The sequence below is a fragment of the Mycobacterium paraffinicum genome, assembly GCF_025822865.1.
GTDB classification, from domain to species: domain Bacteria; phylum Actinomycetota; class Actinomycetes; order Mycobacteriales; family Mycobacteriaceae; genus Mycobacterium; species Mycobacterium paraffinicum.
On sequence record NZ_JACKUR010000014.1, the window covers coordinates 234,288 to 258,757 of the forward strand.

At 67.0% G+C, this 24,470-nt stretch carries 25 protein-coding genes and 1 pseudogene; 14 read left to right on the plus strand and 12 right to left on the minus strand.

Going from position 1 to position 24,470, the window contains the following annotated elements; genetic code table 11:
• Nucleotides 1–57: 57 nt before the first annotated feature.
• The 3 genes from H7J89_RS04645 (at nt 58) to H7J89_RS04655 (ending at nt 3,319) form a co-directional block, all read left to right on the plus strand.
• Nucleotides 58–795 carry a VIT1/CCC1 transporter family protein gene (locus H7J89_RS04645; RefSeq protein WP_264036890.1) on the plus strand — a complete coding sequence of 246 codons (738 nt, stop codon included), beginning with the start codon at nt 58–60 and terminating at the stop codon, nt 793–795.
• Nucleotides 796–929: 134 nt separating this feature from the next.
• Complete coding sequence (locus H7J89_RS04650; RefSeq protein ID WP_372513717.1) at nt 930–1,775, plus strand: acyl-CoA thioesterase domain-containing protein; 846 nt, start codon at nt 930–932, stop codon at nt 1,773–1,775.
• A complete protein-coding gene (locus H7J89_RS04655; protein ID WP_264036893.1) occupies nt 1,772–3,319 on the plus strand; it encodes a class I adenylate-forming enzyme family protein in 1,548 nt (515 codons plus the stop codon). Before H7J89_RS04650 ends, H7J89_RS04655 begins: the two co-directional genes overlap by 4 nt.
• A gap of 7 nt (nt 3,320–3,326) precedes the next feature.
• On the opposite strand, the gene H7J89_RS04660 is transcribed toward H7J89_RS04655, so the two are convergent.
• On the minus strand, nt 3,327–3,944 hold the full coding sequence (locus H7J89_RS04660) for a TIGR03085 family metal-binding protein (RefSeq protein ID WP_264036895.1): 618 nt from the start codon (nt 3,942–3,944) through the stop codon (nt 3,327–3,329).
• Between the two features lie 111 nt (nt 3,945–4,055).
• Here H7J89_RS04660 and htpG point away from each other — a divergent pair, with 111 nt between their 5' ends.
• Together htpG and H7J89_RS04670 are read left to right on the plus strand one after the other, a co-directional pair.
• A complete protein-coding gene (gene htpG, locus H7J89_RS04665; RefSeq protein ID WP_264036897.1) occupies nt 4,056–6,011 on the plus strand; it encodes a molecular chaperone HtpG in 1,956 nt (651 codons plus the stop codon).
• Nucleotides 6,012–6,116: 105 nt separating this feature from the next.
• Entirely contained in the window at nt 6,117–6,332 is a 216-nt protein-coding gene (locus tag H7J89_RS04670; protein WP_264036899.1) for a hypothetical protein, read from the plus strand.
• A gap of 11 nt (nt 6,333–6,343) precedes the next feature.
• Here H7J89_RS04670 and H7J89_RS04675 read toward each other — a convergent pair whose 3' ends face one another.
• Together H7J89_RS04675 and H7J89_RS25880 are read right to left on the minus strand one after the other, a co-directional pair.
• Nucleotides 6,344–6,850 carry a hypothetical protein gene (locus H7J89_RS04675; RefSeq protein ID WP_264036901.1) on the minus strand — a complete coding sequence of 169 codons (507 nt, stop codon included), beginning with the start codon at nt 6,848–6,850 and terminating at the stop codon, nt 6,344–6,346.
• A 14-nt stretch (nt 6,851–6,864) separates the two neighbouring features.
• A complete protein-coding gene (locus H7J89_RS25880; RefSeq protein ID WP_372513710.1) occupies nt 6,865–7,122 on the minus strand; it encodes an excalibur calcium-binding domain-containing protein in 258 nt (85 codons plus the stop codon).
• A gap of 148 nt (nt 7,123–7,270) precedes the next feature.
• Here H7J89_RS25880 and H7J89_RS04685 point away from each other — a divergent pair, with 148 nt between their 5' ends.
• Nucleotides 7,271–8,296, plus strand: a complete 1,026-nt coding sequence (locus tag H7J89_RS04685) for a TIGR03617 family F420-dependent LLM class oxidoreductase (protein ID WP_264036904.1) — start codon at nt 7,271–7,273, stop codon at nt 8,294–8,296.
• Here H7J89_RS04685 and H7J89_RS04690 read toward each other — a convergent pair.
• From H7J89_RS04690 to H7J89_RS04700, 3 genes are all read right to left on the minus strand, one after another.
• On the minus strand, nt 8,286–9,917 hold the full coding sequence (locus tag H7J89_RS04690; protein ID WP_264036905.1) for an Nramp family divalent metal transporter: 1,632 nt from the start codon (nt 9,915–9,917) through the stop codon (nt 8,286–8,288). The genes H7J89_RS04685 and H7J89_RS04690 overlap by 11 nt on opposite strands.
• The gene (locus H7J89_RS04695) at nt 9,914–11,251 is read right to left on the minus strand and encodes a magnesium transporter MgtE N-terminal domain-containing protein (protein WP_264036908.1); all 1,338 of its coding nucleotides are present in this window, start codon (nt 11,249–11,251) and stop codon (nt 9,914–9,916) included. The genes H7J89_RS04690 and H7J89_RS04695 overlap by 4 nt, the downstream gene beginning before the upstream one ends.
• 198 nt (nt 11,252–11,449) lie before the next feature.
• Nucleotides 11,450–12,205: a sensor domain-containing protein gene (locus H7J89_RS04700; protein ID WP_264036912.1), complete on the minus strand. Its 756-nt coding sequence runs from the start codon at nt 12,203–12,205 to the stop codon at nt 11,450–11,452.
• Nucleotides 12,206–12,352: 147 nt separating this feature from the next.
• On the opposite strand from H7J89_RS04700, the pseudogene H7J89_RS04705 reads away from it, so the two are divergent.
• A pseudogene (locus tag H7J89_RS04705) lies at nt 12,353–12,709 on the plus strand (bleomycin resistance protein); the annotation flags it as partial.
• 9 nt (nt 12,710–12,718) lie between these two features.
• Here the strand turns inward: H7J89_RS04705 and H7J89_RS04710 are convergent.
• Nucleotides 12,719–13,606 carry a DMT family transporter gene (locus tag H7J89_RS04710; RefSeq protein WP_264036914.1) on the minus strand — a complete coding sequence of 296 codons (888 nt, stop codon included), beginning with the start codon at nt 13,604–13,606 and terminating at the stop codon, nt 12,719–12,721.
• 133 nt (nt 13,607–13,739) lie between these two features.
• Here H7J89_RS04710 and H7J89_RS04715 point away from each other — a divergent pair, with 133 nt between their 5' ends.
• Entirely contained in the window at nt 13,740–14,042 is a 303-nt protein-coding gene (locus H7J89_RS04715) for a hypothetical protein (RefSeq protein WP_264036917.1), read from the plus strand.
• Nucleotides 14,043–14,200: 158 nt separating this feature from the next.
• Nucleotides 14,201–14,788 (plus strand): TIGR03086 family metal-binding protein, encoded by a 588-nt coding sequence (locus tag H7J89_RS04720; RefSeq protein ID WP_264036919.1) that lies wholly within the window; start codon nt 14,201–14,203, stop codon nt 14,786–14,788.
• A gap of 224 nt (nt 14,789–15,012) precedes the next feature.
• Here the strand turns inward: H7J89_RS04720 and H7J89_RS04725 are convergent, their stop codons facing one another.
• On the minus strand, nt 15,013–15,405 hold the full coding sequence (locus H7J89_RS04725) for a DoxX family protein (protein WP_264036921.1): 393 nt from the start codon (nt 15,403–15,405) through the stop codon (nt 15,013–15,015).
• A gap of 177 nt (nt 15,406–15,582) precedes the next feature.
• On the opposite strand from H7J89_RS04725, the gene H7J89_RS04730 reads away from it, so the two are divergent.
• A complete protein-coding gene (locus H7J89_RS04730; protein ID WP_264036923.1) occupies nt 15,583–16,758 on the plus strand; it encodes a thiolase family protein in 1,176 nt (391 codons plus the stop codon).
• A gap of 47 nt (nt 16,759–16,805) precedes the next feature.
• Here H7J89_RS04730 and H7J89_RS04735 read toward each other — a convergent pair whose 3' ends face one another.
• Nucleotides 16,806–17,360 (minus strand): hypothetical protein, encoded by a 555-nt coding sequence (locus H7J89_RS04735; protein WP_264036925.1) that lies wholly within the window; start codon nt 17,358–17,360, stop codon nt 16,806–16,808.
• A 162-nt stretch (nt 17,361–17,522) separates the two neighbouring features.
• Between H7J89_RS04735 and H7J89_RS04740 the strand changes: the two genes are divergently transcribed.
• Nucleotides 17,523–18,266, plus strand: coding sequence for a 3'(2'),5'-bisphosphate nucleotidase CysQ (locus H7J89_RS04740; protein WP_264036926.1), 744 nt, complete (start codon nt 17,523–17,525; stop codon nt 18,264–18,266).
• 36 nt (nt 18,267–18,302) lie between these two features.
• On the opposite strand, the gene dmpG is transcribed toward H7J89_RS04740, so the two are convergent.
• Genes dmpG through H7J89_RS04755 form a run of 3 tightly spaced genes read right to left on the minus strand, consistent with a single transcriptional unit; the run spans nt 18,303 to nt 20,901 of the window.
• The gene (gene dmpG, locus H7J89_RS04745; protein WP_264036928.1) at nt 18,303–19,313 is read right to left on the minus strand and encodes a 4-hydroxy-2-oxovalerate aldolase; all 1,011 of its coding nucleotides are present in this window, start codon (nt 19,311–19,313) and stop codon (nt 18,303–18,305) included.
• Complete coding sequence (locus tag H7J89_RS04750; protein WP_264036930.1) at nt 19,310–20,275, minus strand: acetaldehyde dehydrogenase (acetylating); 966 nt, start codon at nt 20,273–20,275, stop codon at nt 19,310–19,312. The genes dmpG and H7J89_RS04750 overlap by 4 nt, the downstream gene beginning before the upstream one ends.
• Nucleotides 20,272–20,901, minus strand: coding sequence for a TetR/AcrR family transcriptional regulator (locus tag H7J89_RS04755; RefSeq protein WP_264036933.1), 630 nt, complete (start codon nt 20,899–20,901; stop codon nt 20,272–20,274). Before H7J89_RS04755 ends, H7J89_RS04750 begins: the two co-directional genes overlap by 4 nt.
• A 96-nt stretch (nt 20,902–20,997) precedes the next feature.
• Here H7J89_RS04755 and H7J89_RS04760 point away from each other — a divergent pair, with 96 nt between their 5' ends.
• Genes H7J89_RS04760 through H7J89_RS04770 form a run of 3 tightly spaced genes read left to right on the plus strand, consistent with a single transcriptional unit; the run spans nt 20,998 to nt 24,439 of the window.
• Nucleotides 20,998–22,584: a bifunctional 3-(3-hydroxy-phenyl)propionate/3-hydroxycinnamic acid hydroxylase gene (locus H7J89_RS04760; protein ID WP_264036935.1), complete on the plus strand. Its 1,587-nt coding sequence runs from the start codon at nt 20,998–21,000 to the stop codon at nt 22,582–22,584.
• Nucleotides 22,581–23,441 (plus strand): alpha/beta fold hydrolase, encoded by an 861-nt coding sequence (locus tag H7J89_RS04765; RefSeq protein WP_264036937.1) that lies wholly within the window; start codon nt 22,581–22,583, stop codon nt 23,439–23,441. Before H7J89_RS04760 ends, H7J89_RS04765 begins: the two co-directional genes overlap by 4 nt.
• Complete coding sequence (locus tag H7J89_RS04770) at nt 23,438–24,439, plus strand: VOC family protein (RefSeq protein WP_264036940.1); 1,002 nt, start codon at nt 23,438–23,440, stop codon at nt 24,437–24,439. The genes H7J89_RS04765 and H7J89_RS04770 overlap by 4 nt, the downstream gene beginning before the upstream one ends.
• Nucleotides 24,440–24,470 lie beyond the last annotated feature (31 nt).

The window sequence follows — 24,470 nt, forward strand, 5'->3', positions numbered from 1 at the left end:
GCCGAGAGCCCCTAGCCGCTTTGGAAAGGCTATGTTTCCTAGTCGAGCGGGGTATTGATGTATATCGTTGCGGCCGTGTCGAGTCCGTCGCATCCCCATCCTTCCGAACCGCATTCGGGTTCGGTGTCATCGAAATTGAATTGGTTGCGCGCCGGAGTCCTGGGCGCCAACGACGGAATCGTCTCGACGGCGGGCATCGTGGTGGGAGTCGCGGCGGCGACGGTGGAACGCGCTCCGGTATTGACCGCCGGCACCGCCGGACTGGTCGCCGGGGCCGTGTCGATGGCGCTGGGCGAATACGTGTCGGTGAGCACCCAGCGGGACACCGAGAAGGCGCTGTTGCACAAGGAGCGCCAGGAGCTGCGTGACGATCCGGCCGCCGAGCTGGACGAGCTTGCCGCCCTGTACGAAGCCAAAGGCCTGAACGCCGCGACCGCGCGCACCGTGGCCGAGGAACTCACCGACCACAATCCGCTCCTCGCCCATGCCGAAGTCGAACTCGGTATCAATCCCGAAGAGCTGACCAACCCGTGGCAGGCCGCGTCGTCCTCGGCGCTGTCGTTCGCAGTCGGCGCGCTCCTGCCGTTGGTCGCGATCTTGGCGCCGCCCGCGACGTGGAGAATCCCGGTCACCGTGGTCGCGGTACTCGCCGCGCTGGTGCTCACCGGGGCGGTATCGGCCGGTTTGGGTGGGGCGCCCAAGAGCCGGGCGGTCCTCCGCAATGTCATCGGAGGCGGTCTCGCATTGTCGATCACCTACCTGATCGGCCACTTGGTCGGTGCGGCGATCGCCTGAGGGTGCCAACACCCTTGCTCGGTTAGGGGATTGACCTGAGACAGGTCGGCCCCGGGGGACTGGAACTCAAACAGTAATATCAACTGTTGCCATCCCCACACGGGGGACCCCAACTCTGGGCGGAGCGTCGCGCATTGATCGAAGCGAATTTCGGGCCGGATGACGTTGATTCAGCGGCGCAGACGCCGTACTTCCTGCGCGACGAAAGTCGTTTCGTGCCAAATCCGATCGCGCGCGGCGGGTGGGGACCCTCGCTCAGCGGACACGTGGTCGGCGGACTGCTGGGCTGGGCCGTTGAACGCGCGGTCGACGACCCGCAACTACAACCCGCCCGGCTGACCGTCGACCTTCCCGCACCGGCGGCGCTGGAACCCATCGAGGTGCAGACCACCGTGCACCACGATCGTCGGCGGCTGCGCCTCGTCGAGGCTGTCCTCACCCAGCGTGGTGTCCCCGTCGCGCGGGGGAGCGCCTTGTTTCTGCGGCGCGGCCCTCAGCCAGAGGGGCAGGTGTGGTCGCCGAATCCGCAAATGCCGCCGCTGCCCATCGAGGACGGCGCGCAACCCACGCTTTTCATGCGCACCTACGGCTGGGGCACCGAATTGCAGAATCGCGATCCCGAATGGGTCGACACCTCCGGCCCGAAATACACGTGGCTCCATGAAACACGCTCGCTCATCGACGGCGAACCGCTCACTGCCTTCACCCGCGCCGCCATGGCGGCCGATATCACGGCTTCCCTTGCCAATTGGGGCACGAACGGTCTGCAATTCATCAACGCCGACTACACCCTCACGTTGAGCCGGCTGCCCGAAGGGCCCCACATCGGTATGGGCTCGCTGACTCATTACAGCCATGAGGGTGTGGCCACCGGCTCGGCCGTGCTCGTCGACCGCAAGGGGCCGATCGGCAGTGGTGTGTCGGTAGCGATAGCCCACTCCGGATTCCGCCCGACCCTGGTCAATCCGACGAACGAATGAGCATCGGAAGCGACGCCACCTACTGGACGTTGATCGCCGACGCGGCGCAGGCCTCGCCGCGGCCGCTGCTCGCCGACGACAAGGGGCGCAGCCTGAGCACCCGTGGGTTCCACGATGCCGCCTGCGCGACCGCCGCCGCATTCACCGAACGGGGGATACGCGCGGGAACCGTCGTGTCCTGGCAGCTGCCGACCACGCTCGAGACCATGGTCGTCATGGCGGCGCTGGCCCGGATCGGCGCGGTGCAAAATCCCATCATCCCGATATTGCGAGAGCACGAGGTCGGTTTCATCACAGAGCAGCTGTCCTCGGAATACCTTGTCGTGCCCGAACTTTGGCGCGGATTCGAGCACGGGGCGCTGGCACGGAACCTGGCCGCGACGCGGGGCTTCGAAGTCATCACCGTTGACTTGGCGACGCCGCCGGACGACGGCAAGCTTCGGCTGCCAAGCGCGGCCACCGACGCGCTCGGGCCGCCGCCGGCGTCCGCCCGCGACGCCCGCTGGGTCTACTACTCGTCGGGAACGACCGCGGCGCCCAAAGGAATCCGCCATACCGACGCATCGGTGATCGCCGGCGCAACCGGACTGGTCAGCGCGATCGGCATCACCAGCAGCGACGTCGATCCCATCGCCTTTCCGGTCGCGCACATCGGCGGGGCGGTGATGCTGGCCGCCGCGCTGCGAACCGGCATGCGGCTGGCGCTCTTTGAGGTTTTCGACCCGGCGACGACGCCGTTTTCCATCGCGGCGCACAACCCCACCTTCCTCGGCACGGCAACCCCGTTCTTCGTCGGCTTCCTTGAGGCCCAACGAGCCCATGGCGACCAGCCGCTATTCCCGTTCCTGCGCGGCTGCCTGGCCGGCGGCGCGCCGATCACGGCCGAACTGGGTCGCCAAATCCGCGAGGTCTTCGGCCTGCCCGGCATCGCCAACGCGTGGGGACTCACCGAATTCCCCGTGGCGGCCTCACCATCGCTCAGCGACGCGCCCGAGTCGCTCGACCACACCGTCGGCGCGCCGACGGCAGGAGTCAGCGTCCGGGTGGTCGGCGGCGACGAAGCCGAACTGCACGTCGGACAGGAGGGTGAGCTGCGGCTCAAGGGGCCCCAGTGCTTTCTCGGGTACGCGGACGCCACGCTCGACGCCGACGCGTTCGACGAGGACGGCTGGCTCCGCACCGGCGATCTCGGGCTGGTCGACGAGGACGGCAACGTGCGCGTCACCGGCCGCATCAAGGATGCGATCATCCGCAACGCGGAGAACGTGTCGGCCCTCGAAGTCGAGAATGTGCTGGCCACTCATCCCGCGGTCGCCGACGTGGCGGTCATCGGCATCCCCGACCCGCGCACCGGTGAGCGGGTATGCGCGGTGGTGGTGCCGGCGTCGGCCGAGGGCCCGTCGTTGGAATCGCTGTTGCGGCACTGCCGTTCACGCGGGCTGAGCCGCTACAAACATCCCGAGCGCCTCGTGATCGTCGATGTGCTGCCGCGCAATCAATTCGGCAAGGTGATCAAGAAAGAGCTCCGCGAAGCCTTCGGATGAAGCCGGGCTACAGCCTTTTGGGCGCATCCCGGACGGCCTGTACCGCCGATGCGTCGCCGTCGAAGTCGACTCGCGCGGCGCGCCCGACCGCGAACAGCAGCAGCTCCTCGGGCGCACCGGTCACCGTGACCGCCGGGCCGCGGCCCGCGGTCAGCAACGTCTTGCCCTCCGGGGTACGCAACGCCACCCGGCCCGGCGCCTTGGCGAGCGTTACCCGGGCCATCAGGGGCAGGGTGCGGCGGAGCCTGGCGGCCAGGGCAGGGTCGAGCTCGCGCGGGTTCCAGCCCGGCTGGGCGCGGCGCACGTCCTCGTGGTGGATGAACATCTCGGCGACGTTGGCCACCGCGTCGAGCAGCTTGAACGGTGAGTACACCGGTGGGCCGGACGCGACCTTGTCCACCAGCTCGCCCCACTCGGTCTCGGCCGTCTGGTCCTGCACCTTCTCGGTGTGCGGGGCGAAGAACGGGATGACGATGCCCGGAGCGGCGTCGGGCCGGTACTCCCGGATGACGAGGTGGGCGGCGAGGTCGCGCGTCTTCCACCCTTCGCAGAGGGTGGGCGCATCGGGTCCCACGCCGCGCAGGGTGTCGACAAGGGCCGCTCGTTCGCGTTGGGCAACAGACATCTGTTCAGCGTAGGCCCGGCGTGATCGCTACGGGCGAACCCCCGGACACGAGCGCTTCGCACCTCGGTAAATTTGAAACGTCATGTCTTGGGAGAAATGTAGGGAATGTCGATGAACGCGCGTGTCGAGCAGTTGGAGTTTCAGGCAGAGGCCCGACAGTTGCTGGACCTGATGGTCCACTCCGTCTACTCCAATAAGGATTCGTTTCTGCGGGAGTTGATCTCGAACGCCTCCGACGCATTGGACAAACTCCGGCTGGAAGCCTTCCGGAACAAGGACCTCGACTTGGACACCTCCGACCTGCACATCGAGGTCGAGGTCGATAAGGACGCACGCACGCTGACCATCCGTGACAACGGCATCGGTATGACGCGGGACGAAGTCGTCGGTCTGATCGGCACCCTGGCCAAGTCGGGGACCGCCGAACTGCGCCAGCAGTTAAGAGAGGCAAAGGACGCCAAGAACGCGGCCGCCTCGGAGGAACTGATCGGTCAGTTCGGCATCGGTTTCTATTCGAGCTTCATGGTCGCCGACAAGGTCGAACTGCTCACCCGCAAGGCCGGCGAGAGCGAAGCGACCCGGTGGGAGTCGAGCGGCGAGGGCACCTACACAATCGAAGCCGTCGAGAGCGCTCCGCAGGGAACATCGGTCACGCTGCACCTCAAGCCCGAAGACGCCGAGGATGAGCTGCACGACTACACCTCGGAGTGGAAGATCCGGGGCCTGGTGAAGAAGTACTCCGACTTCATCGCCTGGCCGATCCGCATGGAGATCGAACGGCGGATCCAGGTTCCTGTGGAGGAAGGCTCCGAAGAGACCCGCGAAGAGGTCGTCATCGATACCGAGACCCTCAACTCGATGAAGGCGCTTTGGGCGCGACCCAAGGAAGAGGTCTCCGAGGAGGAGTACAAGGAGTTCTACAAGCACATCGCGCATGCCTGGGATGACCCGCTCGAAGTCATCGCGATGAAGGCCGAGGGCACCTTCGAATACCAGGCGTTGCTCTTCATCCCGTCCCACGCGCCGTTCGACCTGTTCAACCGCGATGCCCAGACCGGGATTCAGCTGTACGTCAAGCGGGTGTTCATCATGGGCGACTGCGACCAGCTCATGCCCGAATACCTGCGCTTCGTCAAGGGCGTCGTCGATGCACAGGACATGTCGCTCAACGTGTCGCGCGAAATCCTGCAGCAGGACCGCCAGATCAAGGCGATTCGCCGGCGCCTCACCAAGAAGGTCCTCTCCACCATCAAGGAACTGCAGTCCGAGCGGCCGGACGACTACCGCAGCTTCTGGACCCAGTTCGGCAGAGTCGTCAAAGAGGGGCTGCTATCGGACTTCGACAACCGGGACACCCTGCTGCAGATATCCTCGTTCGCCTCGACGCACAGCGAGGAGGAGGCCACCACTCTCGCCGAGTATGTGGAGCGCATGAAGGACGGCCAGGAGCAGATCTTCTTCGCCACGGGGGAGACGCGGCAACAGATCCTGAAATCGCCGCACCTGGAGGCGTTCAAAGCCAAGGGTTACGAGGTCCTACTGCTCACCGACCCGGTCGACGAAGTCTGGGTGGGCACCGTGACCGAGTTCGACGGCAAACCGCTGCAGTCGGTCGCCAAGGGCGAGGTGGACCTGAGCTCCGAAGGCGACGAGAGCGAGGCCGAGCGCGAGGAGCAGCAGAAGGAATTCGCCGACCTGCTGACCTGGATGAAGGAGACGTTGAGCGAACACGTCAAGGAGGTACGGCTGTCCAGCCGCCTGACGGACTCGCCGGCCTGCCTGATCACCGACGCCTTCGGAATCACCCCCGCGCTCGCCCGGCTCTACCGTGCGTCCGGGCAGGACATCCCGGTCGGTAAGCGGATCCTCGAACTCAACCCCAACCATCCGCTGGTCACCGGGCTGCGCGAGGCGCAGAAGAAGGCGGATGGCGACGCCGCGCTTGCTGAGGTCGCCGAGACCGCCGAATTGCTATATGGCACAGCGCTCCTCGCCGAGGGTGGCGCGCTCGACGATCCGGCCAGGTTCGCCGAGCTGCTCGCCGACCGCTTGACCCGCACCGTGTAGTCCGGGATTTGCCAGATCCGCGAGAACACCGTTCGCTGTCGGCTTTGTCGTCAAATGGGCGATTTAGCTCGATTGAAAAGCAGCTGGCAGGGATAATCACATCCCATGGCTGAGTTTCGCGTCATCGACCCACGTGGTCGGGTCGTCGCGACGAAGGATTTTGCCAGCGCGGAGTCCGCGCACGCCTGGTTCACCCATTCGATCGGCGGCAGTACCGAGCTGGGTTGGCGCATGGAGGTCAACGACGACGGGCAGTGGGCCCACTTCGACGACACCCAAGGCTTCACCGCTCCGGTGAGCCACCGTCCCCCTCGACGCTGAGCACGCGGGCGTCAGCCGCCGATGACGAAGCAGCGTCCGCTGACGCTGGTGAGCAAGACTTCTTGCACCGCTGACGGCGCGACGCTGGGGAATCCGAACCGGTGCACTTGTTGGTCGGCGGCGATGTCGGCGTCCTGGGATTCGTTGGTCCCATCCTTCTTGCGCACCAGCGCCGTGATTTTGGCCGGCTGGGACGGGTTCTGGGGGTCACGGAAGTACCACACCTCGATCCCGGCGCCTGAGGAATCGGCGCGCCACCCGTCGGCGTAGTAGCACGCCGGATTTCCTTCGGCATCCGGCGGCGGTGGCGGGCATATCGACAAACCGACGCAAGCCGGCGTGCTGGTGGTGGCGGGCGAGGCGACTGAGCTAGGTGCGCTCGAGCTCGGACGCGTCGTCGACTTCGTCGCGCTCGAACTGGAGGCGTTGGGCGGTGCGACGTGCTGCGACCCGCACGCGATGAGACCGGCACAGGCCATCGAGATGACGGCGAGCCTTCGCACCATGGGCACGGACATCGAGCGCCCCGGCGTCAATGGCAGACTTCGCACGCGATGCCGTCGCCATCGCGATCGAGCGGTGCCCGGTATCCCGGCTGCCCTGCGTATATCGGGGCGGCGCCGGCGGCGCACGCCGCCTTGCAGTTCGGGTAGTAAACGCTGCCACCCGCCGTCGGTGAGGTCGTCGTTGTCGTGGTCGTCGTCGTCGACGGCGCGGCCGGGGCCGGGGCCGGGGGAGCCAGGGCAATTCCCAATGCCATTGCTCCGGCGATGACCAATCCACGAAGCATGTTCGAAATCCTCCCATTAGCGAAATGGCTGTGGTTGCTGCTGTCTACAGAGCTAACACTGTGCACCGGCCGCCGAGCAAGAGGCGGATATCGTCGGCGCGGTTGTCCCGCGGCCGAACGGCGCTCGGCCCCACGTAGGCTCCGAGGAATGCACGTCGACGCGATGACGGTCCCTCAGCCGCTACGCCGGATAGGCGACCTGGCCCGGCGAACGCAATCCGCCGGTTTCTCCGGCCTGTTGTTCACCGAGACTGGCCGGACGGCCTACCTCAATGCCGCCGTGGCGTCGCAGGCCGCTCCGGGCCTTGAGCTGTCCACGGGCGTGGCGGTGGCGTTCCCGCGCAGCCCCTTCGTCACGGCAGCCACGGCGTGGGAGCTTCAGGAAGCGACCGGCGGAAACTTCCGGCTCGGCTTGGGCACCCAGGTGCGCACCCACGTCGTCCGGCGCTACGGCGTGGCGTTCGAGCGGCCCGGCCCCCGGTTGCGCGATTACCTGTTCGCAGTCAAGGCCTGCTTCGCGGCGTTTAGATCCGGGACGCTCGAGCACCACGGCGACTTCTACGACCTCGACTTCATCACTCCGCAGTGGAGCCCGGGTCCGATCGAGGCGCCCGATCCGAAAGTCGATATCGCAGCGGTCAATCCGTGGATGCTGCGGATGGCGGGCGAAGTGGCCGACGGGGTGCATGTGCATCCGATCGGCGAGCCGGGTTACATCGCCCGTCACGTCCTGCCGAACATCGCCGACGGAGCGGCGAAGGCGGGACGCTCACCGTCGGACCTCGCAGTGATCGTACCGGTGATGACGATCGTCGGCGACAGCGACGAAGAGCTCCACAAGCAGCGCGAAGTGGTGCGGGCCAGCATGGCCTTCTACGGCAGCACACCGAATTACGCGTTCATCTGGGACCAGGCCGGGTTCGAGGGCACGACCGCCCGGATTCGGGAGAAGCAGAAGGCCGGGGACTTCGCGGGAATGGCGGCCCAGGTCAGCGACGACCACATCGCGGTCTTTGCCACCGAGTCGACGTGGGACGGGTTGGCCGGCGCGCTGACGGACAAATATGCCGGAATGGCCACGCGGCTCGTGCTTTACAACGCCGTGGGTGATCCGGAGCGTTTCGAGCGGTACGGCGAGGTAGCCCGTCGGATGCGACAAACTATCAGTGACTGAGCTGTATTGCTTTGACCACCAAAAGCAATGCGCCGAGGATCAGGTAGCCGCGCAGCGCGATCATGCCGAGACGGGTGCCCGGTGACCAGGTGACCGGCTCCAGCAGGGTCAGGGGTGGCATGCGCCAGCTATTGCGGTCCACTCCGCGTGCGGGGAGGGGTGCCGGGGGCGCTGCGGGTTGCCGGCGGGCCATCCAGCGCAGCGCGGGTGCGGCCGCAGCCGCGAGGACGATCAGGACCAGGGCCAGATAGCCGGCCACCGCGACGACATCGAGTTTGGGGAACAGGGTGGTGGCCATCAGGATTCCGGACAGCAGGAGCAGCGTGCCGACGATCAGCCCGGCGACCCCGTTGAGCCAGGGGCGATTGACCCACGGCCCCAACACTTCCCGGTCGTTGCACAGCAGCAGCAGAAAGACGCTTGCGCTGGGCAGCAGTAGGCCGGCAAGGGCCTGAACGGCGGTGGTGATCAGACCGAGCGGAGCGCCCGGTATGAGGACGATGGCCGCGGCCAACACCACCATGGCGGTGTAGGAGAGGTAAAACTGTTTGGCATCGGCGAACCCGCGGTGCAGCGAGTGCTTCAGGCCGAACACGTCACCGAAGGCGTAACTGGTGGCCAGGGTCACCGCGGCGGCGCCGATGATCGAGGCGTCCATCAGGACGATCGCAAAGATCCAGCCGAGCGTCCCCCGATGTTCCCCGAGCAGGTGTGCGGTGGCGCCGGCGTCGGTGAAACCGCCGATGGTGTTGGTGGAACGTGCCGCCCATTCGCCGGTCATCACCAGCGCCGCCGCGCCGATGACGACGACGAAGGCGCCCAGCACGGTATCGGCGCGTTCATAGCCGATGAAGCGCGGGGTGATGCGCTTGTCGACGACGTTGGACTGCTGGAAAAACAACTGCCAGGGCGCCACGGTGGTGCCGACGATGGCGATGATGAGCAGCACCGCATCCGAGCTCACGCCACCCGAAATGCGCGGTATCACGAGGGATTTCGCCGCCTGACCCCACTGCGGGTGGGACATCAGCAGCATCGGGATCTGCAGCAGGGTGACGGCGATGAAGACGAACATGGCGCGCTCCCAGCGCCGGAAGCTTCCGCTCGCCATGATCGCGACCAGTGCCACCGCCGAGACCGGCACCACCACGTATTTGGAGACGCCGATGTATTCGGCGGCCAGGCTGATACCGATGAACTCGGTGACGATCGTCAAGAAGTTCAGCAAGAACAGGTCGCCCACCGAGAACCAGCCCCAGCCGCGGCCGAAGCGTTCGTTGATCAACCTCGCGTGTCCGACGCCCGTTACCGCCCCGAGCCGTACCACCATTTCCTGGTTGACGATCAGCACGGGGATCAACAGCAGTAGCACCCATAGCAGGGAGTAGCCGTAGTTCTGCCCGGCCTGGGCGTAGGTGGCCACGCCGCCGGCATCGTTGTCGCCGACCATCACGATGATTCCCGGACCCACGATCGCCAGCAGGGTCAGCAACCGCGTCTTCCACGTGCGTGCGTGCTCGGTTTCGCCGACGCTGATCCGTCCGAAGGCGCCTTCGATATCGCCGAGGTGCGCGGTGTCGAGCACCGCGCTGTGGGCCGTCTCTTCGCGACCGGCCGTCACGGCGCGTTACCTCCCGGCACGCGTGCGTTGGGGTCACCGGGTTGGGCGAGCTCGCGGACGGGACGCGGCGCGGGCTCACGCCGACGCCAGTCTTCGGGGATGGTCGCCTCGAGCACGTCGTCGACGGTGACCACGCCGAGCACGCGGTCTTGTTCGTCCACCACCGGGATGGAGTAGAGGTTGAAGTCGGCCATCAACAGCGCGACGTCAGTCAGGTCGGCGTCGGCGGTGACCCGCACCGGATCCGAATCCATGAGCCGCTCAAGGGTTTCGCCGGCCGGGGCCTGTAGCAGCGTGATCACCGAGACCACGCCGTCGAGCCGTCCGTCCCCGTCGAGAACATGCACTTTGATGAGCGCCTCCGGCTGTATGGTGCCGGCGGTGGTGATCAGGCCCAACGCGTCGGCCGCCGTCGTGGTGGCGGCGGCCGATACGAAGTCGACGTTCATCAGCCCTCCGGCGCTTTCGGGATTGAAGCCCATCAGGGTGATGACCTTGGTGCGCTGCGGGCCCGGCATCAGGTCCAGCACCCGCCGGCGGCGCGACTGGCGCAGGTCGGCGATCGCGTCGGCGGCATCGTCGGCGCGCATCCGGCCCAGCAGCGCGGCAACCTCGGTATCGGGCATGCCATCGAGGAGTCGGCTGGCCTTTTCCGGCTCCAGTTCTTCGAACACGTCGGCTTCGAGTTCGGGATCGCTGCGCACGCGGTCGAGGATCTCGCCGCCCTCGGCCTTGTCCGCCTCCTCGAGAAGGTCGGCGATCTCGGCGGCTTTGAACTCGCCGAACCGGTCCGACAGGCGCCGCACCGCGTCGGAGCGAGCGTCGCCGATCAGCGGTTCGAACGCCTTCCAGTCCCGAGCGGCGTGCCCACCGGACTGCTTGATCAGCCCGAACAATCGTGGTGGCCGTCGGGTGTCCACGCGCGTCAGCATCCATCCGCCGCCGATATCTTCCAGCTCCACGTCGTAGGCGCGTATCAGCTCCACGTTGGCCACGTCGATCAACCGGTGGCCCAACACGTCGGCGCGCAACAGCACCTCGCCGTTGCGGCGCTCGAAGCCGCGAAGGTCAACCTTGTTCTTGGTCAACAGGACTCGGTCCGCGTTGTACTCGTCGATGGACTTGTCGCCGATGAACACGCGCCGACCGCCGACCCCCGCAACGATCCCGGTCACCAGTGGATACTCGTCGGCACCCCGCAGCCGGACGATCACGTCCTCGACCCGGCCGACGGTTTCTCCGGCGCGGGCGAGTACCGGCGCGCGCAGCAACTGCGAAAGGTGAATCACCGGCCGCTCCCCGCTGCGTTCGGCCGCCGTCTCCGATGCGCTCATTCGTTCCTCCTCGACACCCCGCGACCGACCCTTCGAGCAGACTGCACGAAACCGGACCGCGACATCGTGTGCAGCTACGGCTTACCGGCAGGATCGGTGGTGGCGCAAGTGGCGTCGGTTGACCGGCCGCAAGATCGTACGCCGGGGTCCGGGCGAGTAGCGACCACCAAGAGGTAAACGACAGGCGGCCATTGAGTCTTATTGTTTGCCGACTTTCCCGGCGATCTGATTGGCGATGCCGACGCCAAGGTCTCCCGCGTCCTTACGGCACGCGTCGACGTCGATGACGACGTTGTTGCGGACGGTCAGCGCCCGCTGGCAGGGCATGGTTACGTTCACGCCGTTTCGGTTGACGGTCAGGGTCACGGTTGCGCTCAGAACCCCGTTGGCGTTGGCGACCGGTCCCACCTTCCACTGAAGTTCGGGGTGGGTGTCATCGGCGGGTACGGTGTCCACCCGGTTGGCGCAGGCGGGCCATTGCTGCGACGAGGTGGTGAAAAACGCGTTCGCTTGGTCGGGCGACGGGAACAACACGACAAACTGATACACGTCAGGGCTTTCCAGGTCATTTGCGCCCGGGGGAGCGGGTGCAAGATCGTGGTAGCCGTAAACCGCCGTGTAACCGCTGTTCGCATAAACGGGTTCCAGTGCCGCGTGGATGGCGTACTTGCATTCGGCGGGAAGGGTGTAATTGGTGCGCTTGACGCTGTCTTCTTCCAGCGCGGTTTTCGGTGGGTCACTCGACGTTCCGGTGACGCCCAGCGCGGTATCGATTTCGCTCGGGCTGAGCATCAGGTCGGGCAGCTGGGCCTTCGTCAGGGCGGCATTGGACGACAACGCCATGGTGCTGGTGGTGGTGGATGACGAGGCCGCGCCGCCTCCGTCATTGTTGCCGCAACCCGCGACCAGCATTCCGATGGCCGCGGTAGCAAAAGCCGTTGTCAGCCGGCGCATATCGAGTGCCTTCCTACTTGATTCGGCTATCAAGCATTCGCGCACCCCCCGCGCGTCGTCCTATTCAGAAATTATTTCGCGAATGAAGCGTACGACAGCGGCCGGTTGTCTTGGGCAAGTTCGGTGCCGAACGATATGTTTCGCGGTATGGCCGCAGTCGACTTCACATCGGTAGCGCCGATCGTCCCGGTCCTGAATCTGGACGCCGCCCTGGATCGCTATCGGCGACTCGGCTTCGATGCGCGCCGATACGAGGGACCGGGTCGTTACGGCTTCGTCGAACGGGGACCCGTGTCGATCCACCTCACCGAATGGGACGAGCACGACCCGCTGCGCACCGCCGCCAGCGTGTACCTCTACGTCAGCGACGACGATGCCCTCTACGCGGAGTGGGCGGCACTGGAAGGCCTCGATGGCCGCCTGATCCCACCACAGGACACGCCCTATGGTCTGCGTGAATTCGCCTACGTCGATCCGGACGGCACGGCGCACCGAGTCGGCTCGCGCAGCCGATCAGGCGGACACCGCGGGCTTTTCGCCGGCCGGCCGGGCGCCGGTGGCCTGGCTGTGGGCCAGCGCGATCACCGCTGCGGCCATGACGGTGACCGATACCCCGAGCGCGACTAGGCCGACGTCGTTGGTTCGCAGCGTCTCGCCCAGCACGGTGACACCGAGCACCGATCCGACGACGGGCTCGGCGACGGTGACCGCAGGAAGCGATGCGGTGAGCGGGCCGGCCCGAAACGCCGATTGTTCCCATGCCGTGGCCGCGATCGCCACCACCACCCACACGTATAGCTCGGGTATGCGCAGCAACGCCGGGATGCCGTGGTCGAGTTGGTCGACCACGCCCTTTGTCAACACCGAAAACAACCCCCACAGCGAGCCGGACATCAGGCCCAGCAACAGGGCGCCGACCCCGCCCGGGAACATGCGCGCGCCGACCACGCACAGGATCAGCGCCGGGCCCATGACCAACGCCACGATGGTCCACGTCTGCACCGACCCTCGCGGCGTTCCCTCCTGCGGGTCACCGACGGTCACCACCACCGCAACCGCGGCTGCCAGCAATACGGCCCAAATCCCTTGCTGCACGGTGATTCTCCGGTGGTTCGCCCGCGCGCTGATGAGCAGCGCGAACAGCAGCGAGGTTACCAACAGGGCCTGCACGAGCACCACCGAACCCAGGCCCAGCGCGGCGGCCTGAAACCCGAACCCCGCGCCGGCCACCAGGCTGCCCGTCCACCATTGGCGATCGCGCAGCAATCGGCGAAACAGCGCGAGGGTGCCAACCGGTTTGTCGGTGACCTGCTGGGCGGATCGCTGCTGGATGACGTCTCCGATACCAACCATCAGGGCGGCCGCGACCGCGAGAACCGCTGCGATATCTGTCTTGCCCAAGCGGCCCTCCTGTGCGATTGGCCGACGTCAAGTCTTGCGCCTGCCGGTCCAAGGACTTGCGACCCTAGACTTCTGGACGGTACGCGGCCGACGGTAGCGGAAGTTGTCCTCTAGAACTTTAGGAGGCTGCCGCATGACCAGCCGAAGCCTGAGGCGTGGGCTCGTGGTGCTGCCCGCCAAGCGGGGGAATCCCTATCTGCGCGCCGTCGCCGGGACCCGGCTGGGAATGTTCTACTTCAACCTGAGCGCACTGCGGCACGTCGGCCGGCGCAGTGGCCGAACGTATGTGACGCCGCTGAGCGCTTATCCGCTCGGCGATGGTTTCGTGCTGGCGGCGGCGTACCCCATGTTGACTGGCTGGAGAATGTGCTGGACGCCGGCAAATGCGGGTTGGCATGGAATGGCAACGAGTACGCGCTCGAAAGGCCCGAATTGATCCCCCGCGCGGAAGCGATGAGGGCCTACCCGCGCCTGGTGCGGCCTTTCCTGGCGGGCGCCGCGGGACAGAACAAGTTTGTGTGGCTGCATCGCGCTGAGTCGCCGCGGTCGCAAAGTGATCCGCCGAAGCTGCCTTCTGGGAAGGAGATACAAGGAATGGACAACACGACCTCCGGGATCGGCGTGATGGCTGCCGAGGCGCTCGATCTGCTCATCGATGCCGTCGACCGCATTTCACCCGACAGCTGGGACCGGCCATCCAACCTCGAGGGGTGGAGTCTGCGCGAGCTGGTGGGTCACGTCACCGGCAGCGCAGCGAAAGTCGTGACGCTCGTGGAGGACGGCGAGATCTGGGGAGGTCCCTCGCAGCCTTCCGAGTGGATATGCGACAACCCGGCGGCGCGCCTTCGTGAGCTGGCGACGCGGCTACGAGACGCCTTGCCGGGCGCCGAGTTCGACGGGATGCGGACATCGCCGGAAGGCGAGGTTGCGTTGCATCGGGCCCTGGCCTATCCCGTCTCGGACTTGGCCATGCACGCCTGGGACATCCATCGCTCACAAGGGCGAATGATCGAGCTGCCCGAGGACCTGCTGGCGCTGGGCCGTGGGCTGGTGGAATCGGCGCCGGAACAGATGTTGCGGCGCCCGGGTGGCTTCGGTCCGGCCCAAGCCGCGCCGGCGGATGCGACGCCGACTGCCCGGCTGATGGCGTTCCTCGGGCGCTCAGTCGACGTCGGGACGTGACTGCGCTTGCGGCACAACAAGTCTCCAATGCGGACTGTGCGCACCCGTCGCAGCGGCCACACCAGTCCCCGCACCGGGAGACGCACGAGTTGCCCGCCTCCCAGCGACAAAGCCGGGTGACGGAATTTGGAGCTGGCCCACCCGCCGCATTGTCGCTGAGAGGCCGGCACTCTGGGCATCCCCTCCGGCAGGGACGGCTCTGGCAGGTGTGACCGCTGTGGGCGTCAGCTGTTGCGGCTGATCTTGAGCGCGGTGGTGATCATGGGGATCTGCAGGGGCAGCCGGGCCAGCGCGGCGATCCGCATCGGCCAGGGCTTGTTCCACCACAACCGGCACATGTTGACGTTGGCCGGGAACACCCCGATGAACAACACGGCCGCCGCAAGCGCGGCCAATCGCCGGGTGCGTCGCGGCAGTAACGCAGCCCCGACCCCCACCTCCGCCGCACCCGACGCGTAGGTGTAGAACCGGGGACTTCCGGGCAGCTCGGCGGGAACGATGGTGTCGAACGGTTTGGGCGCGACGAAGTGAAGCGTCCCCACGCCGAGGAGCATCGCCGCGACTCGGTAAGCGGCCGTCCGGGTGGTGTCACGCTCGGCGGCTGATCTGGTTGTCATGGGCCCATTGTGTCCTGTGCCCGAAGACCGGCGGGTCACGACCGGTCGGCTATCTTCGCCCACCCGGCCCAGGTGAACTTAGGCCGTTTACTATTGGCCATACGGTATTTGTTACGATTCGCGTATCTGCTGACATCCGCGCTGCCCATCGCAGCCAGACCCTTCGAGGTTGAGAACATGGCTACACCCGTCATTGTCGGAGCGGTTCGGACGGCGATCGGCCGCTCCTTCAAGGGCACGCTCGTGAACACACCGCCCGAGACGCTGATCACCGCGGTGCTTCCCGAGGTGGTGCGCAGGTCCGGCGTCGACCCCTCCGCGATCGACGACATCATTTTCGCCGAATCGCATTATGGCGGTGGCGATCTGGCACGGTATGCGGCTACCGCGACCGGCATGGAGGACATTCCCGGCCAGTCGGTGAACCGGCACTGCGCGGGCAGCCTGACCGCCATCGGCAACGCCGCGGCCCAGATCGGCTCCGGGATGGAACGCGTGCTCATCGCCGGCGGGGTGCAGTCGTTGTCGATGACGCCGCTGACGAACTGGCGCATCCCCGGCCCCGAGCTGAAGTTCGAGGAGCGCTGGATGCCGCCGACCCACGTCGAGACCCCCGATGCGCCGGCCAAAGACATGTCGATCACGGTCGGCTGGAACACCGCACAGGCGGTAGGCATCAGTCGCGAAGAGATGGACGCCTGGGCCGCGCGTTCCCATCAGCGCGCCATTGCGGCCATGGACGCCGGAAAGTTCCTCGACGAGATCCTTCCGCTGAAGATCACGCAGTTCGACGGTTCGGTCACCGACTTCTCCGTTGACGAGCATCCGCGCCGGGACACCACCGTCGAGAAGCTCGCCTCGCTGAAAGTGCTGCACCCCGAGATCGAGGGATTCTCGATCACGGCGGGTAACAGCAGCGGCACCAACGACGCCGCCGCGGCGGTGGCCCTCGTCGACCGCGACTACGCGGCCGCCGAAAACCTGAACGTCATGGGCACGGTCCGGGCGTGGGCGGCCGCGGGTGTCGCCCCCAGGGACACCGGCCTGGGGGCCGTCAAGGTCATCGGCAAAGTGCTGCAGCGGGCCGGTCTGTCGGTCGACGACGTGGCGCTGTGGGAGATCAACGAGGCGTTCGCCTCGGTGCCGATCGCGGCGTGCCGGGAGTACGGCATCGACGAGGAGAAGGTCAACTTCTCCGGCAGCGGCTGCAGCCTCGGCCATCCCATCGCGGCGTCGGGTGCGCGCATGGTGACCACGCTGGCCTACGAGCTGGCCCGCCGGGGCGGCGGCATCGGCGTCGCGGCCATGTGCGCGGGCGGCGGCCAGGGCGGCGCCGTGGTGATCGAGGTCTAGCGGCGTCGCGAGTTCCGGCGGCGGGTCGCCGCCATCAGGCCTAGCGGCTAGTTGCAGTACGTATAGCCGATGAACTGGGTGCCTCGCGTGTCGCCGCTCGAGTAGTTGGCGAAGTGCACCGCCGGCTGCCCGTTGAACTGGGTGTTCATCTTCTGCACGTTCGGCGGGGGGACGCCTTTGGGGAAGGACAGGATCATGTCGGCGAAGATGTCCAAGCCGACCTGGCAGATGGCCTCGCGCCGCGGCGGTTGCGGATTCCACGCGTGCACGACGACCGGCTCCGTCAGCTGATACCCCGCTGCGCAATTCGGGTCGCAGACCTTGAACACGGCCGTGCCGGTCCCGTCGGCGCCCTGCGGCCCCCACGAACTCCACGACATGTCTTGCAGCGCAATGGCTACGCTGGCGCAGCCCAGCACGTTGAGCCGCTTCGGGCGCTCGAGCGGCGGGGCGGACAGGTTGTAGCAGCCCGGGATGGCGAAACTCTGCGGTGGTGGTGGCTGGGCGGTCGGTGGCCCGGCACCGTGGCTGTCCTCGGTCAGCTTCGCCCCCACGAAGGCGAGGACACCTCCCAGCGCAACCACCGAGACGATGCCGACCACGATCAGACGCCCCCGTGGAATGCGTCGCAATCGGCTCAATAAAGGAACGTTGCCCCCGCTCACATTCACCAGATTACGGCCGAAACTTGCCTCCTGGGGTGGCGCCCGGCAGTTCGTCCTCGCAGGGTAAAGTTGGTCAACGCTACCAAGTTAAGGATTGTGATGGCCCTGCAACTGACGGACGACCACGAACTGGCCGCACGGTTGGCCACCGAGGCCGGGCGGCTGTTGCTCACGGTCCGGGAAGAGTTCGCCGACGCCGAAGCGAGCGAGCGGAAAGCCGCGGGAGACAAGCGATCCCACGACTTTCTGATGGCGGCTCTCGCCGACGAACGGCCCCACGACGCGGTGCTGTCCGAGGAGGGCATCGACAACCCGGTCCGACTGCGCTCGCAGCGCGTGTGGATCGTGGATCCGCTGGACGGCACGCGGGAATTCTCCGAGCTCGGACGCGACGACTGGGCCGTGCACGTCGCGCTGTGGGAGGCCGGGGAGCTGGTTGCCGGTGCGGTGGCACTGCCGGCGCAGGGCATCACCCTGGCCACGCCCGAGGTCGATTCACCTCCCGCGGCGCCGGGCAAGCCGCGCATTGTGGTGTCGCGCACCCGGCCGCCCGCCATCGCCCTCGCCGTGCGCGACGCGCTGGACGGGGTGCTGGTCGAAATGGGTTCCGCCGGCGCCAAGGTGGCTTCGCTCGTCCAGGGGCTGTCCGACGTGTACGTGCATGCGGGCGGTCAATTCGAATGGGACTCGGCCGCACCGGTGGCGGTGGCCCGCGCCGCCGGTCTGCATACCTCGCGCATCGACGGGTCCGCCCTGACCTACAACCGATCGGACCCGAAGTTGCCGGATCTGGTGGTCTGCCGGCCCGAGCTGGCGGAAGCCGTACTGGCCGTTACGCGCTGAGGCTCCTCAACGCGCGCGAACGCACGGATCTCGCATTCAATGAGCGCCGGTGAGGTCGAGGGCGATGTCGACGAGCATGTCCTCTTGGCCGCCCACCATCCCGCGCCGGCCGGCCTCTTCGAGCAGCGTGCGGGCGTCGATGCCGAACCGGCCAGCGGCCGCCTCAGCGTGCCGTAGAAAGCTGGAATACACGCCCGCGTAGCCGAGGGTCAAAGTCTCGCGGTCCACCCGCACGGGCCGGTCTTGCAGCGGCCGGACCACGTCGTCGGCCGCGTCCTGCAACCGATGGAGATCGCAGCCATGTTGCCAGCCAAGGCGGGAGGCCGCGGCGATGAAAACCTCCAGCGGCGCGTTTCCGGCACCCGCTCCCATGCCCGCCAGGGAGGCGTCGACGCGGTAAGCGCCGTGCTCGACGGCGGTGATCGAGTTGGCGACGCCCAGCGACAGGTTGTGGTGGGCGTGGATGCCGATTTCCGTTGTCGGTAAGAGGGTTTGGCGCAAGGCGTGGACTCGGGCGCCGACGTCACGCATCGTCATCGCGCCGCCCGAGTCCACGACGTAGACGCAGGTTGCACCGTATCCCTCCATCAGCTTGGCTTGGTCGGCCAGGCCGGCGGGACTGGTCATGTGGCTCATCATCAAGAAGCCGACGGCGTCTATGCCCAGGCCGCGGGCGGCGGCGAGATAAGGCGCGGCGATGTCCGCCTCGGTGCAGTGGGTGCCGACGCGCACGACGGTTGCGCCCGCGCGGTGCGCCTCCCTGAGGTCTCGCAGAGTGCCCACGCCCGGCAGGAGTAGCGTCGCGATCTTCGCGTGGTCGACGGCCGCGGCGACGGCCTCGATCCATTCGGCGTCCGTGTGCGCGCCGAACCCGTACACGCAGCTCGAACCCGACAACCCGTCACCGTGAGCGACTTCTATCGAGTCGACCCCCGCGTCGTCGAGTGCCCGCGCGATGATGGTGGCCTGCTCGATGCTGTACTGGTGGCGCACCGCGTGCATGCCGTCGCGCAGGGTCACGTCGCTGACATAAATGTGTTGGGTCACGTTGTGGCACCGACAGTTTCGGCGGGGTGCAGGCCATGGAGGGCCAAGCGCTCTGCGGTGGCCTTGGCGGCAGAGGTCATGATGTCGAGGTTCCCGGCGTAGGCGGGCAGGTAGTCGCCCGCGCCGGCCACCTCGAGCAGCACCGTGACGCGGGTGCCCGTGAACTTGCCGGTTTCAGGAATGTAGAGCGGATCGTCGTGGCCGAAGACCTCGAATTGCACGTCTTGCTTCAGCCGATAGCCGGGCACGTACGCGGCGACCTGACCGACCATGTCGAGGATTTCGTTCTCGATCGAGCGGTGGTCGACGTCCCCGTCGACAAGGCAGTACACGGTGTTGCGCATAAGCACCGGGGGGTCCGCGGGGTTGACGATCATGACGGCCTTGCCGCGCCGCGCGCCGCCCACCACTTGGATTGCGGCTGAGGTGGTTTCGATGAATTCGTCAATGTTGGCCCGGGTGCCCGGGCCGGCGGACTTCGCGGAGATCGACGAGACGATCTCGGCGTAGGAGACGATTCCCGTCTTGGCGATGGCCGCAACGATCGGCACCGTTGCCTGCCCGCCGCAGGTCACCATGTTGAGATTGGGTGCGTCGAGGTGGCCGTTGAGGTTGACCACGGGCACGCACATCGGGCCGACCGACGCGGGCGTGAGGTCGAGCATTCGTATTCCGCTGTCACGCAAAGCCGCCCAGTTGGCGCGGTGCGTGTCGGCGGAGGTGGCGTCGAAGGCGAGCTTGATGTCGGCAAAGTCCGGCATGCTCAGCAACCCGCCGGCCCCGTCGGCGGTGACGGGCACGCCCATTCGCCGCGCCCGGGCCAGTCCGTCCGAGTGTGGGTCGACACCCACCATGGCGGCCACCGTGAGCGGACCGTCGCTGCCCACGATTTTGAGCAGCAGATCGGTGCCGATGTTGCCCGAGCCGATGATGGCCACCGGCCACTTTTGGTTCGAGGTCACTTTGCGTTCTCGGCGGCCATGCGCAGGGCGCTGTCGTACAGGGTGTTCGCGTGCAGCTCGAACAGCGCCAGCAGGTCGACGGAATCACCGCCGATCTCCTTGGCGACGAACAGGCCGTCGCCACCGGCGAGGGCGTAGGTGGCCAACTGGTGGACCTGCGCGTCGGTCAGCCCCGGGACGAGGTCCCGGATGGCTAGCGTGAGCGTCTCGAACGCCCGGTCGCGAACGGCGAGGAACATGGAACGCGCCCGCGGCTCAACCGGCCGGCGCTCCAGCGCGAGCATCAGACCGAGGCGCAGGAAGTCGGGGGAGTCGAGCAGCGCCTTGGCGATCTGCATAACCATCGAGACGAGCCGCTCGCGCGCGGTGCCTTCGGCGGGCATTTCCCATGCCGAAAGCCAGTGCGCGAAGCTGCGTTCGATGACCGCGGCGATGAGGTCGTCCTTGTCCTTGAAGTGCCAGTAGATGGAACTGGCCGGCAGGCCGCACTTGGCGCTGACCAGGCCGATGCTGGTGCCCTCGTAACCGCGCTCGCTGGCGATCTCGGTGGCCGCATCGAGGATGCGCGCCCGGGATGCCTCGCCGTCGAGGCGCCGCCGCCGCTGCGGCTTGTCCTTGGTGACCATTGGACCTCCTTGCCGGCAGGCGCTTGACTCTTTAGTGATCGCTACATTACCGTAACGATCACTACAGAACAAGCCCGACACGAAGGCGAGAGGGCAATGAACGAGCACCCGACCTATGACGTAGCGGTGATCGGCTATGGGCCCACCGGCGCCACCGCCGCGAATCTCCTTGGCCGCATGGGGCTTAACGTCGTCGTCATCGAGCGCGACCCCGATGTGTACGGTCGCGCGCGGGCCATTTCGACCGACGAGGAGGTGATGCGGATCTGGCAGTCCGTCGGCCTGGCGGACCGGTTGCAACGGGACATGCTGCCCGACCGGCCGTTGGCGTGGGTCGACGCCGACGGGGTGCCGTTCGTCGAGACCACCATGACGTCCCGGGGCTGCGGGCATCCCCCGCAGCAGTTCCTGTACCAGCCCGCGGTCGACCACGTGCTGCGGGAGGGCGTCGCCCGGTATCCCAACGTCGAGGTGTTGCTCCAACACGAATGCCTGCGCGTGGCCAACGGCGGCTCGACCGTCGAACTTATGCTCGCCGACCTGCGCACCGACGCCTTCAAACGCGTGAAGGCCTCGTACGTGATCGCCGCCGACGGCGGAGCCTCGCCGACCCGCGCCCAACTCGGAGTCGGATACGAAGGACGCACGTATGCCGAACGCTGGGTTGTCATCGACACCAAGGTGATCCGCGAGTGGGACGGTCACGACCGGTTGCGCTTTCACTGCAATCCCGCCCGTCCGACGGTGGACTGCCCGACCCCGCTGGGGCATCACCGCTGGGAGTACCCGGCCCGAGCCGCAGAGGACGAGAAGCGACTCATCACCCATGAGGCCGTGTGGGAGGTCTTGCACGAGCAGGGCATCACCGAGGAGCAGGTGAAGATCCTGCGTGCCGTGATCTACAGCCACCACGTGCGCGTCGCGGACCGCTGGCGCGTGGGGCGGGTCTTCCTGGCAGGTGACGCGGCGCATGCCATGCCGCCCTGGATCGGCCAGGGGATGTCGGCCGGGGTGCGCGACGTGGCCAACCTGTGCTGGAAGCTCGCCGCGGTGGCGCGTGGGCAGGCGCCCGATGCACTGCTCGACAGCTACCAGGTCGAGCGCAAACCCCACGTCACGGAGGTCACCCGCCGGGCGGTGCGCAACGGACGCCTCATCACCGAGCGCCGAAAGTCGTTGGCATTCCTGAGAAACCATTTGCTGCGCGCGCTGACGCGGCTGCCCGGCGTGCTCAAGGCGGGGCAGAGCATGATCTGGATTCCGCCGGCCCACTACCCCGACGGATGTTTCACGTCCGAGGCGCATGCCGCCGCCGGTTGGCAGCTGCCCCAACCCTGGGTCACCGACCCGAGCGGAAAGAGGTCACGCCTGGACGACGTCCTCGGCGGGGGCTGGGCCGTCCTGCACCTCGGAGCGGCGCCACCGGACGCCGATCGGTGGGAGCGGCTGGGCGCCCGCACCCTGGCCATCCAGGCCGGCGCGCCGCAGGCCGGTGCGATCCGCGACGATGACGGCGCGCTGACCCGGTGGCTTCGGAGCAAGAAGGCGGCGGCGGTGGTGCTGCGCCCCGACGGATTCGTGTTCGCCGCGGCCGGCGAGGGCCGTCCGCTGCCGGCGCCGCCGAAGGACTTCACCGACCTGACGCCACCCATCCCGGCCACCCCGATCGGAGTCACCGCATGATCACCACGCAATTGAACGAGCGCACGGTCAGCGTCGCCGGGAAACCGATCTTCGTCGCCGAAACCGGGACCGGGCCGCCGGTGGTCATGCTGCACGGCGGTGGCCCCGGTGCGTCGGGCGTGTCGAACTATTCGCGCAATATCGACGCGCTCGCAACGCATTTCCGTCTCATCGTTCCCGACATGCCCGGCTACGGCAGGTCGGTCAAGGGCGTCGACCAAGACGACCCGTTCGGTTACCTCGCCGACATGATGCGCGGCCTGCTCGACGAGCTCGGCATCGATACCGCCCATCTCGTCGGCAACTCGTACGGCGGCGCGGCGGCCCTGCGGCTGGCCCTGGGCACCCCGCACCGGGTCGGCAAGCTGGTGCTGATGGGTCCGGGCGGGATTGGCACGACGAGGGGCCTGCCCACGCCCGGATTGCGGAGCCTGCTGTCCTACTACGGCGGCGAAGGCCCGAGCCGCGACAAGCTCGCGACGTTCATCCGCAGCTACCTGGTGTACGACGGCGCCTCGGTGCCCGAGGACTTGATAGATCTGCGCTACCGCGCGTCGATCGACCCGGCGGTGGTCGCGGATCCGCCGCTGCGCCGGCCCTCCGGCCCAACGGCCCTGCGCACGCTGTGGCGAATGGACCTCACCCGCGACAGCCGGCTACGGACCCTGACGACACCGACCCTCGTCTTGTGGGGACGCGACGACAAGGTGAACCGGCCATCGGGCGGCCCCCTGCTGCTCAACGCGCTGCCGAATGCGGATCTGGTGATGACCTCGCACACCGGGCACTGGATGCAATGGGAACGCGCCGATCTGTTCAACCGGCTGGTCATCGATTTCTTGGAGAACGAGCGATGAGCCCGTCGGTTTTCGGCCGCGTCCACCTCGGTTACGTGGTGATCGAGACGCAAAAGTTCGGCGACTGGCGACGATTCAGCCGCGATGCCATCGGCATGCACTGCGACGACGGGACGACCGACGCCATGCGGTTCCGCCTCGACGACAACGAGTGCCGGTTTTTGCTGCAACGCGGCCCTGCCGAAGACGTCACCGCGATCGGCTGGCAGCTCGACGACCACGACGCCTTCGACACCGTGCTCGCGCGCGTGACGCAGCATGGTGTGCCCGTGGCCGAGGGCACCGACGAGGAGGCGGCGCTGCGCGGCGTGGAGCGGCTCGTCCGGTTTCCCGGACCGAACGGCCTGACCCAGGAGGTGTTCACCCGCGCACGGTCCGGCATCGCGCCGTTGCGCATGGTGACGAGCGGGTTCGTCACGGGCGCAGCGGGTTTGGGCCACGTGGCCGTCGCCACCACGAAGCCTCATCAGCTGCGTGGCTACTACGACACGGTGTTGGATGCGCGGTTGTCCGACTACATCGACGAGACGATCAGCGGCCTCAGGTTCAAGATCCGGTTCCTGCGGTTCAACGAGCGGCACCACACCGTGGCGATCGCTTCGGTCAACCGGCTGCGGCTGAACCCGATCCGCACCCGGGTCCAGCACGTCAATGTCCAGGTCGCCGAACTCGACGACATGACCGCCGCCTACCAGCGCGTCAAGCAGCTGGGTTTCCGGATGGCGCTCGGGGTGGGTCAGCACACCAACGACAAGGAGCTGTCCTTCTACGCCGTCACGCCGTCGGGGTTCGAATGGGAAGTCGGCTGGAATCCGATCGTCGTCGACGAGGCCACCTGGGAACCCACGACCCACGAGGGCATCAGCATCTGGGGCCACACTCCAGAGGGACAGACGATCATCGACAAACTCGCCCAGTTCAAGGCCGGCGCCGCGTCGTTGCTGCACGATGAGGATGCGGTGCCGGCACTGGCAGGGGTGGGCATCCCAGACCATTGATCGACAGGGGAGGGTCAACACCCGCTGACGC

Excerpts from the sequence above, each read along its gene's own strand:
- H7J89_RS04670 (WP_264036899.1), top strand. The coding sequence starts at position 6,117 with ATGGCTGAGTTTCGCGTCATCGACCCACGTGGTCGGGTCGTCGCGACG.
- H7J89_RS04685 (WP_264036904.1), top strand. The coding sequence starts at position 7,271 with ATGCACGTCGACGCGATGACGGTCCCTCAGCCGCTACGCCGGATAGGC.
- H7J89_RS04675 (WP_264036901.1), bottom strand. The coding sequence starts at position 6,850 with ATGTCCGTGCCCATGGTGCGAAGGCTCGCCGTCATCTCGATGGCCTGT.
- H7J89_RS04645 (WP_264036890.1), top strand. The coding sequence starts at position 58 with ATGTATATCGTTGCGGCCGTGTCGAGTCCGTCGCATCCCCATCCTTCC.
- H7J89_RS04770 (WP_264036940.1), top strand. The coding sequence starts at position 23,438 with ATGAGCCCGTCGGTTTTCGGCCGCGTCCACCTCGGTTACGTGGTGATC.
- H7J89_RS04720 (WP_264036919.1), top strand. The coding sequence starts at position 14,201 with ATGGACAACACGACCTCCGGGATCGGCGTGATGGCTGCCGAGGCGCTC.
- htpG (WP_264036897.1), top strand. The coding sequence starts at position 4,056 with ATGAACGCGCGTGTCGAGCAGTTGGAGTTTCAGGCAGAGGCCCGACAG.
- H7J89_RS04655 (WP_264036893.1), top strand. The coding sequence starts at position 1,772 with ATGAGCATCGGAAGCGACGCCACCTACTGGACGTTGATCGCCGACGCG.
- H7J89_RS25880 (WP_372513710.1), bottom strand. The coding sequence starts at position 7,122 with ATGCTTCGTGGATTGGTCATCGCCGGAGCAATGGCATTGGGAATTGCC.
- H7J89_RS04740 (WP_264036926.1), top strand. The coding sequence starts at position 17,523 with ATGGCCCTGCAACTGACGGACGACCACGAACTGGCCGCACGGTTGGCC.
- H7J89_RS04755 (WP_264036933.1), bottom strand. The coding sequence starts at position 20,901 with ATGGTCACCAAGGACAAGCCGCAGCGGCGGCGGCGCCTCGACGGCGAG.
- H7J89_RS04765 (WP_264036937.1), top strand. The coding sequence starts at position 22,581 with ATGATCACCACGCAATTGAACGAGCGCACGGTCAGCGTCGCCGGGAAA.
- H7J89_RS04695 (WP_264036908.1), bottom strand. The coding sequence starts at position 11,251 with ATGAGCGCATCGGAGACGGCGGCCGAACGCAGCGGGGAGCGGCCGGTG.
- H7J89_RS04700 (WP_264036912.1), bottom strand. The coding sequence starts at position 12,205 with ATGCGCCGGCTGACAACGGCTTTTGCTACCGCGGCCATCGGAATGCTG.
- H7J89_RS04725 (WP_264036921.1), bottom strand. The coding sequence starts at position 15,405 with ATGACAACCAGATCAGCCGCCGAGCGTGACACCACCCGGACGGCCGCT.
- H7J89_RS04760 (WP_264036935.1), top strand. The coding sequence starts at position 20,998 with ATGAACGAGCACCCGACCTATGACGTAGCGGTGATCGGCTATGGGCCC.
- H7J89_RS04730 (WP_264036923.1), top strand. The coding sequence starts at position 15,583 with ATGGCTACACCCGTCATTGTCGGAGCGGTTCGGACGGCGATCGGCCGC.
- H7J89_RS04660 (WP_264036895.1), bottom strand. The coding sequence starts at position 3,944 with ATGTCTGTTGCCCAACGCGAACGAGCGGCCCTTGTCGACACCCTGCGC.
- H7J89_RS04715 (WP_264036917.1), top strand. The coding sequence starts at position 13,740 with ATGACCAGCCGAAGCCTGAGGCGTGGGCTCGTGGTGCTGCCCGCCAAG.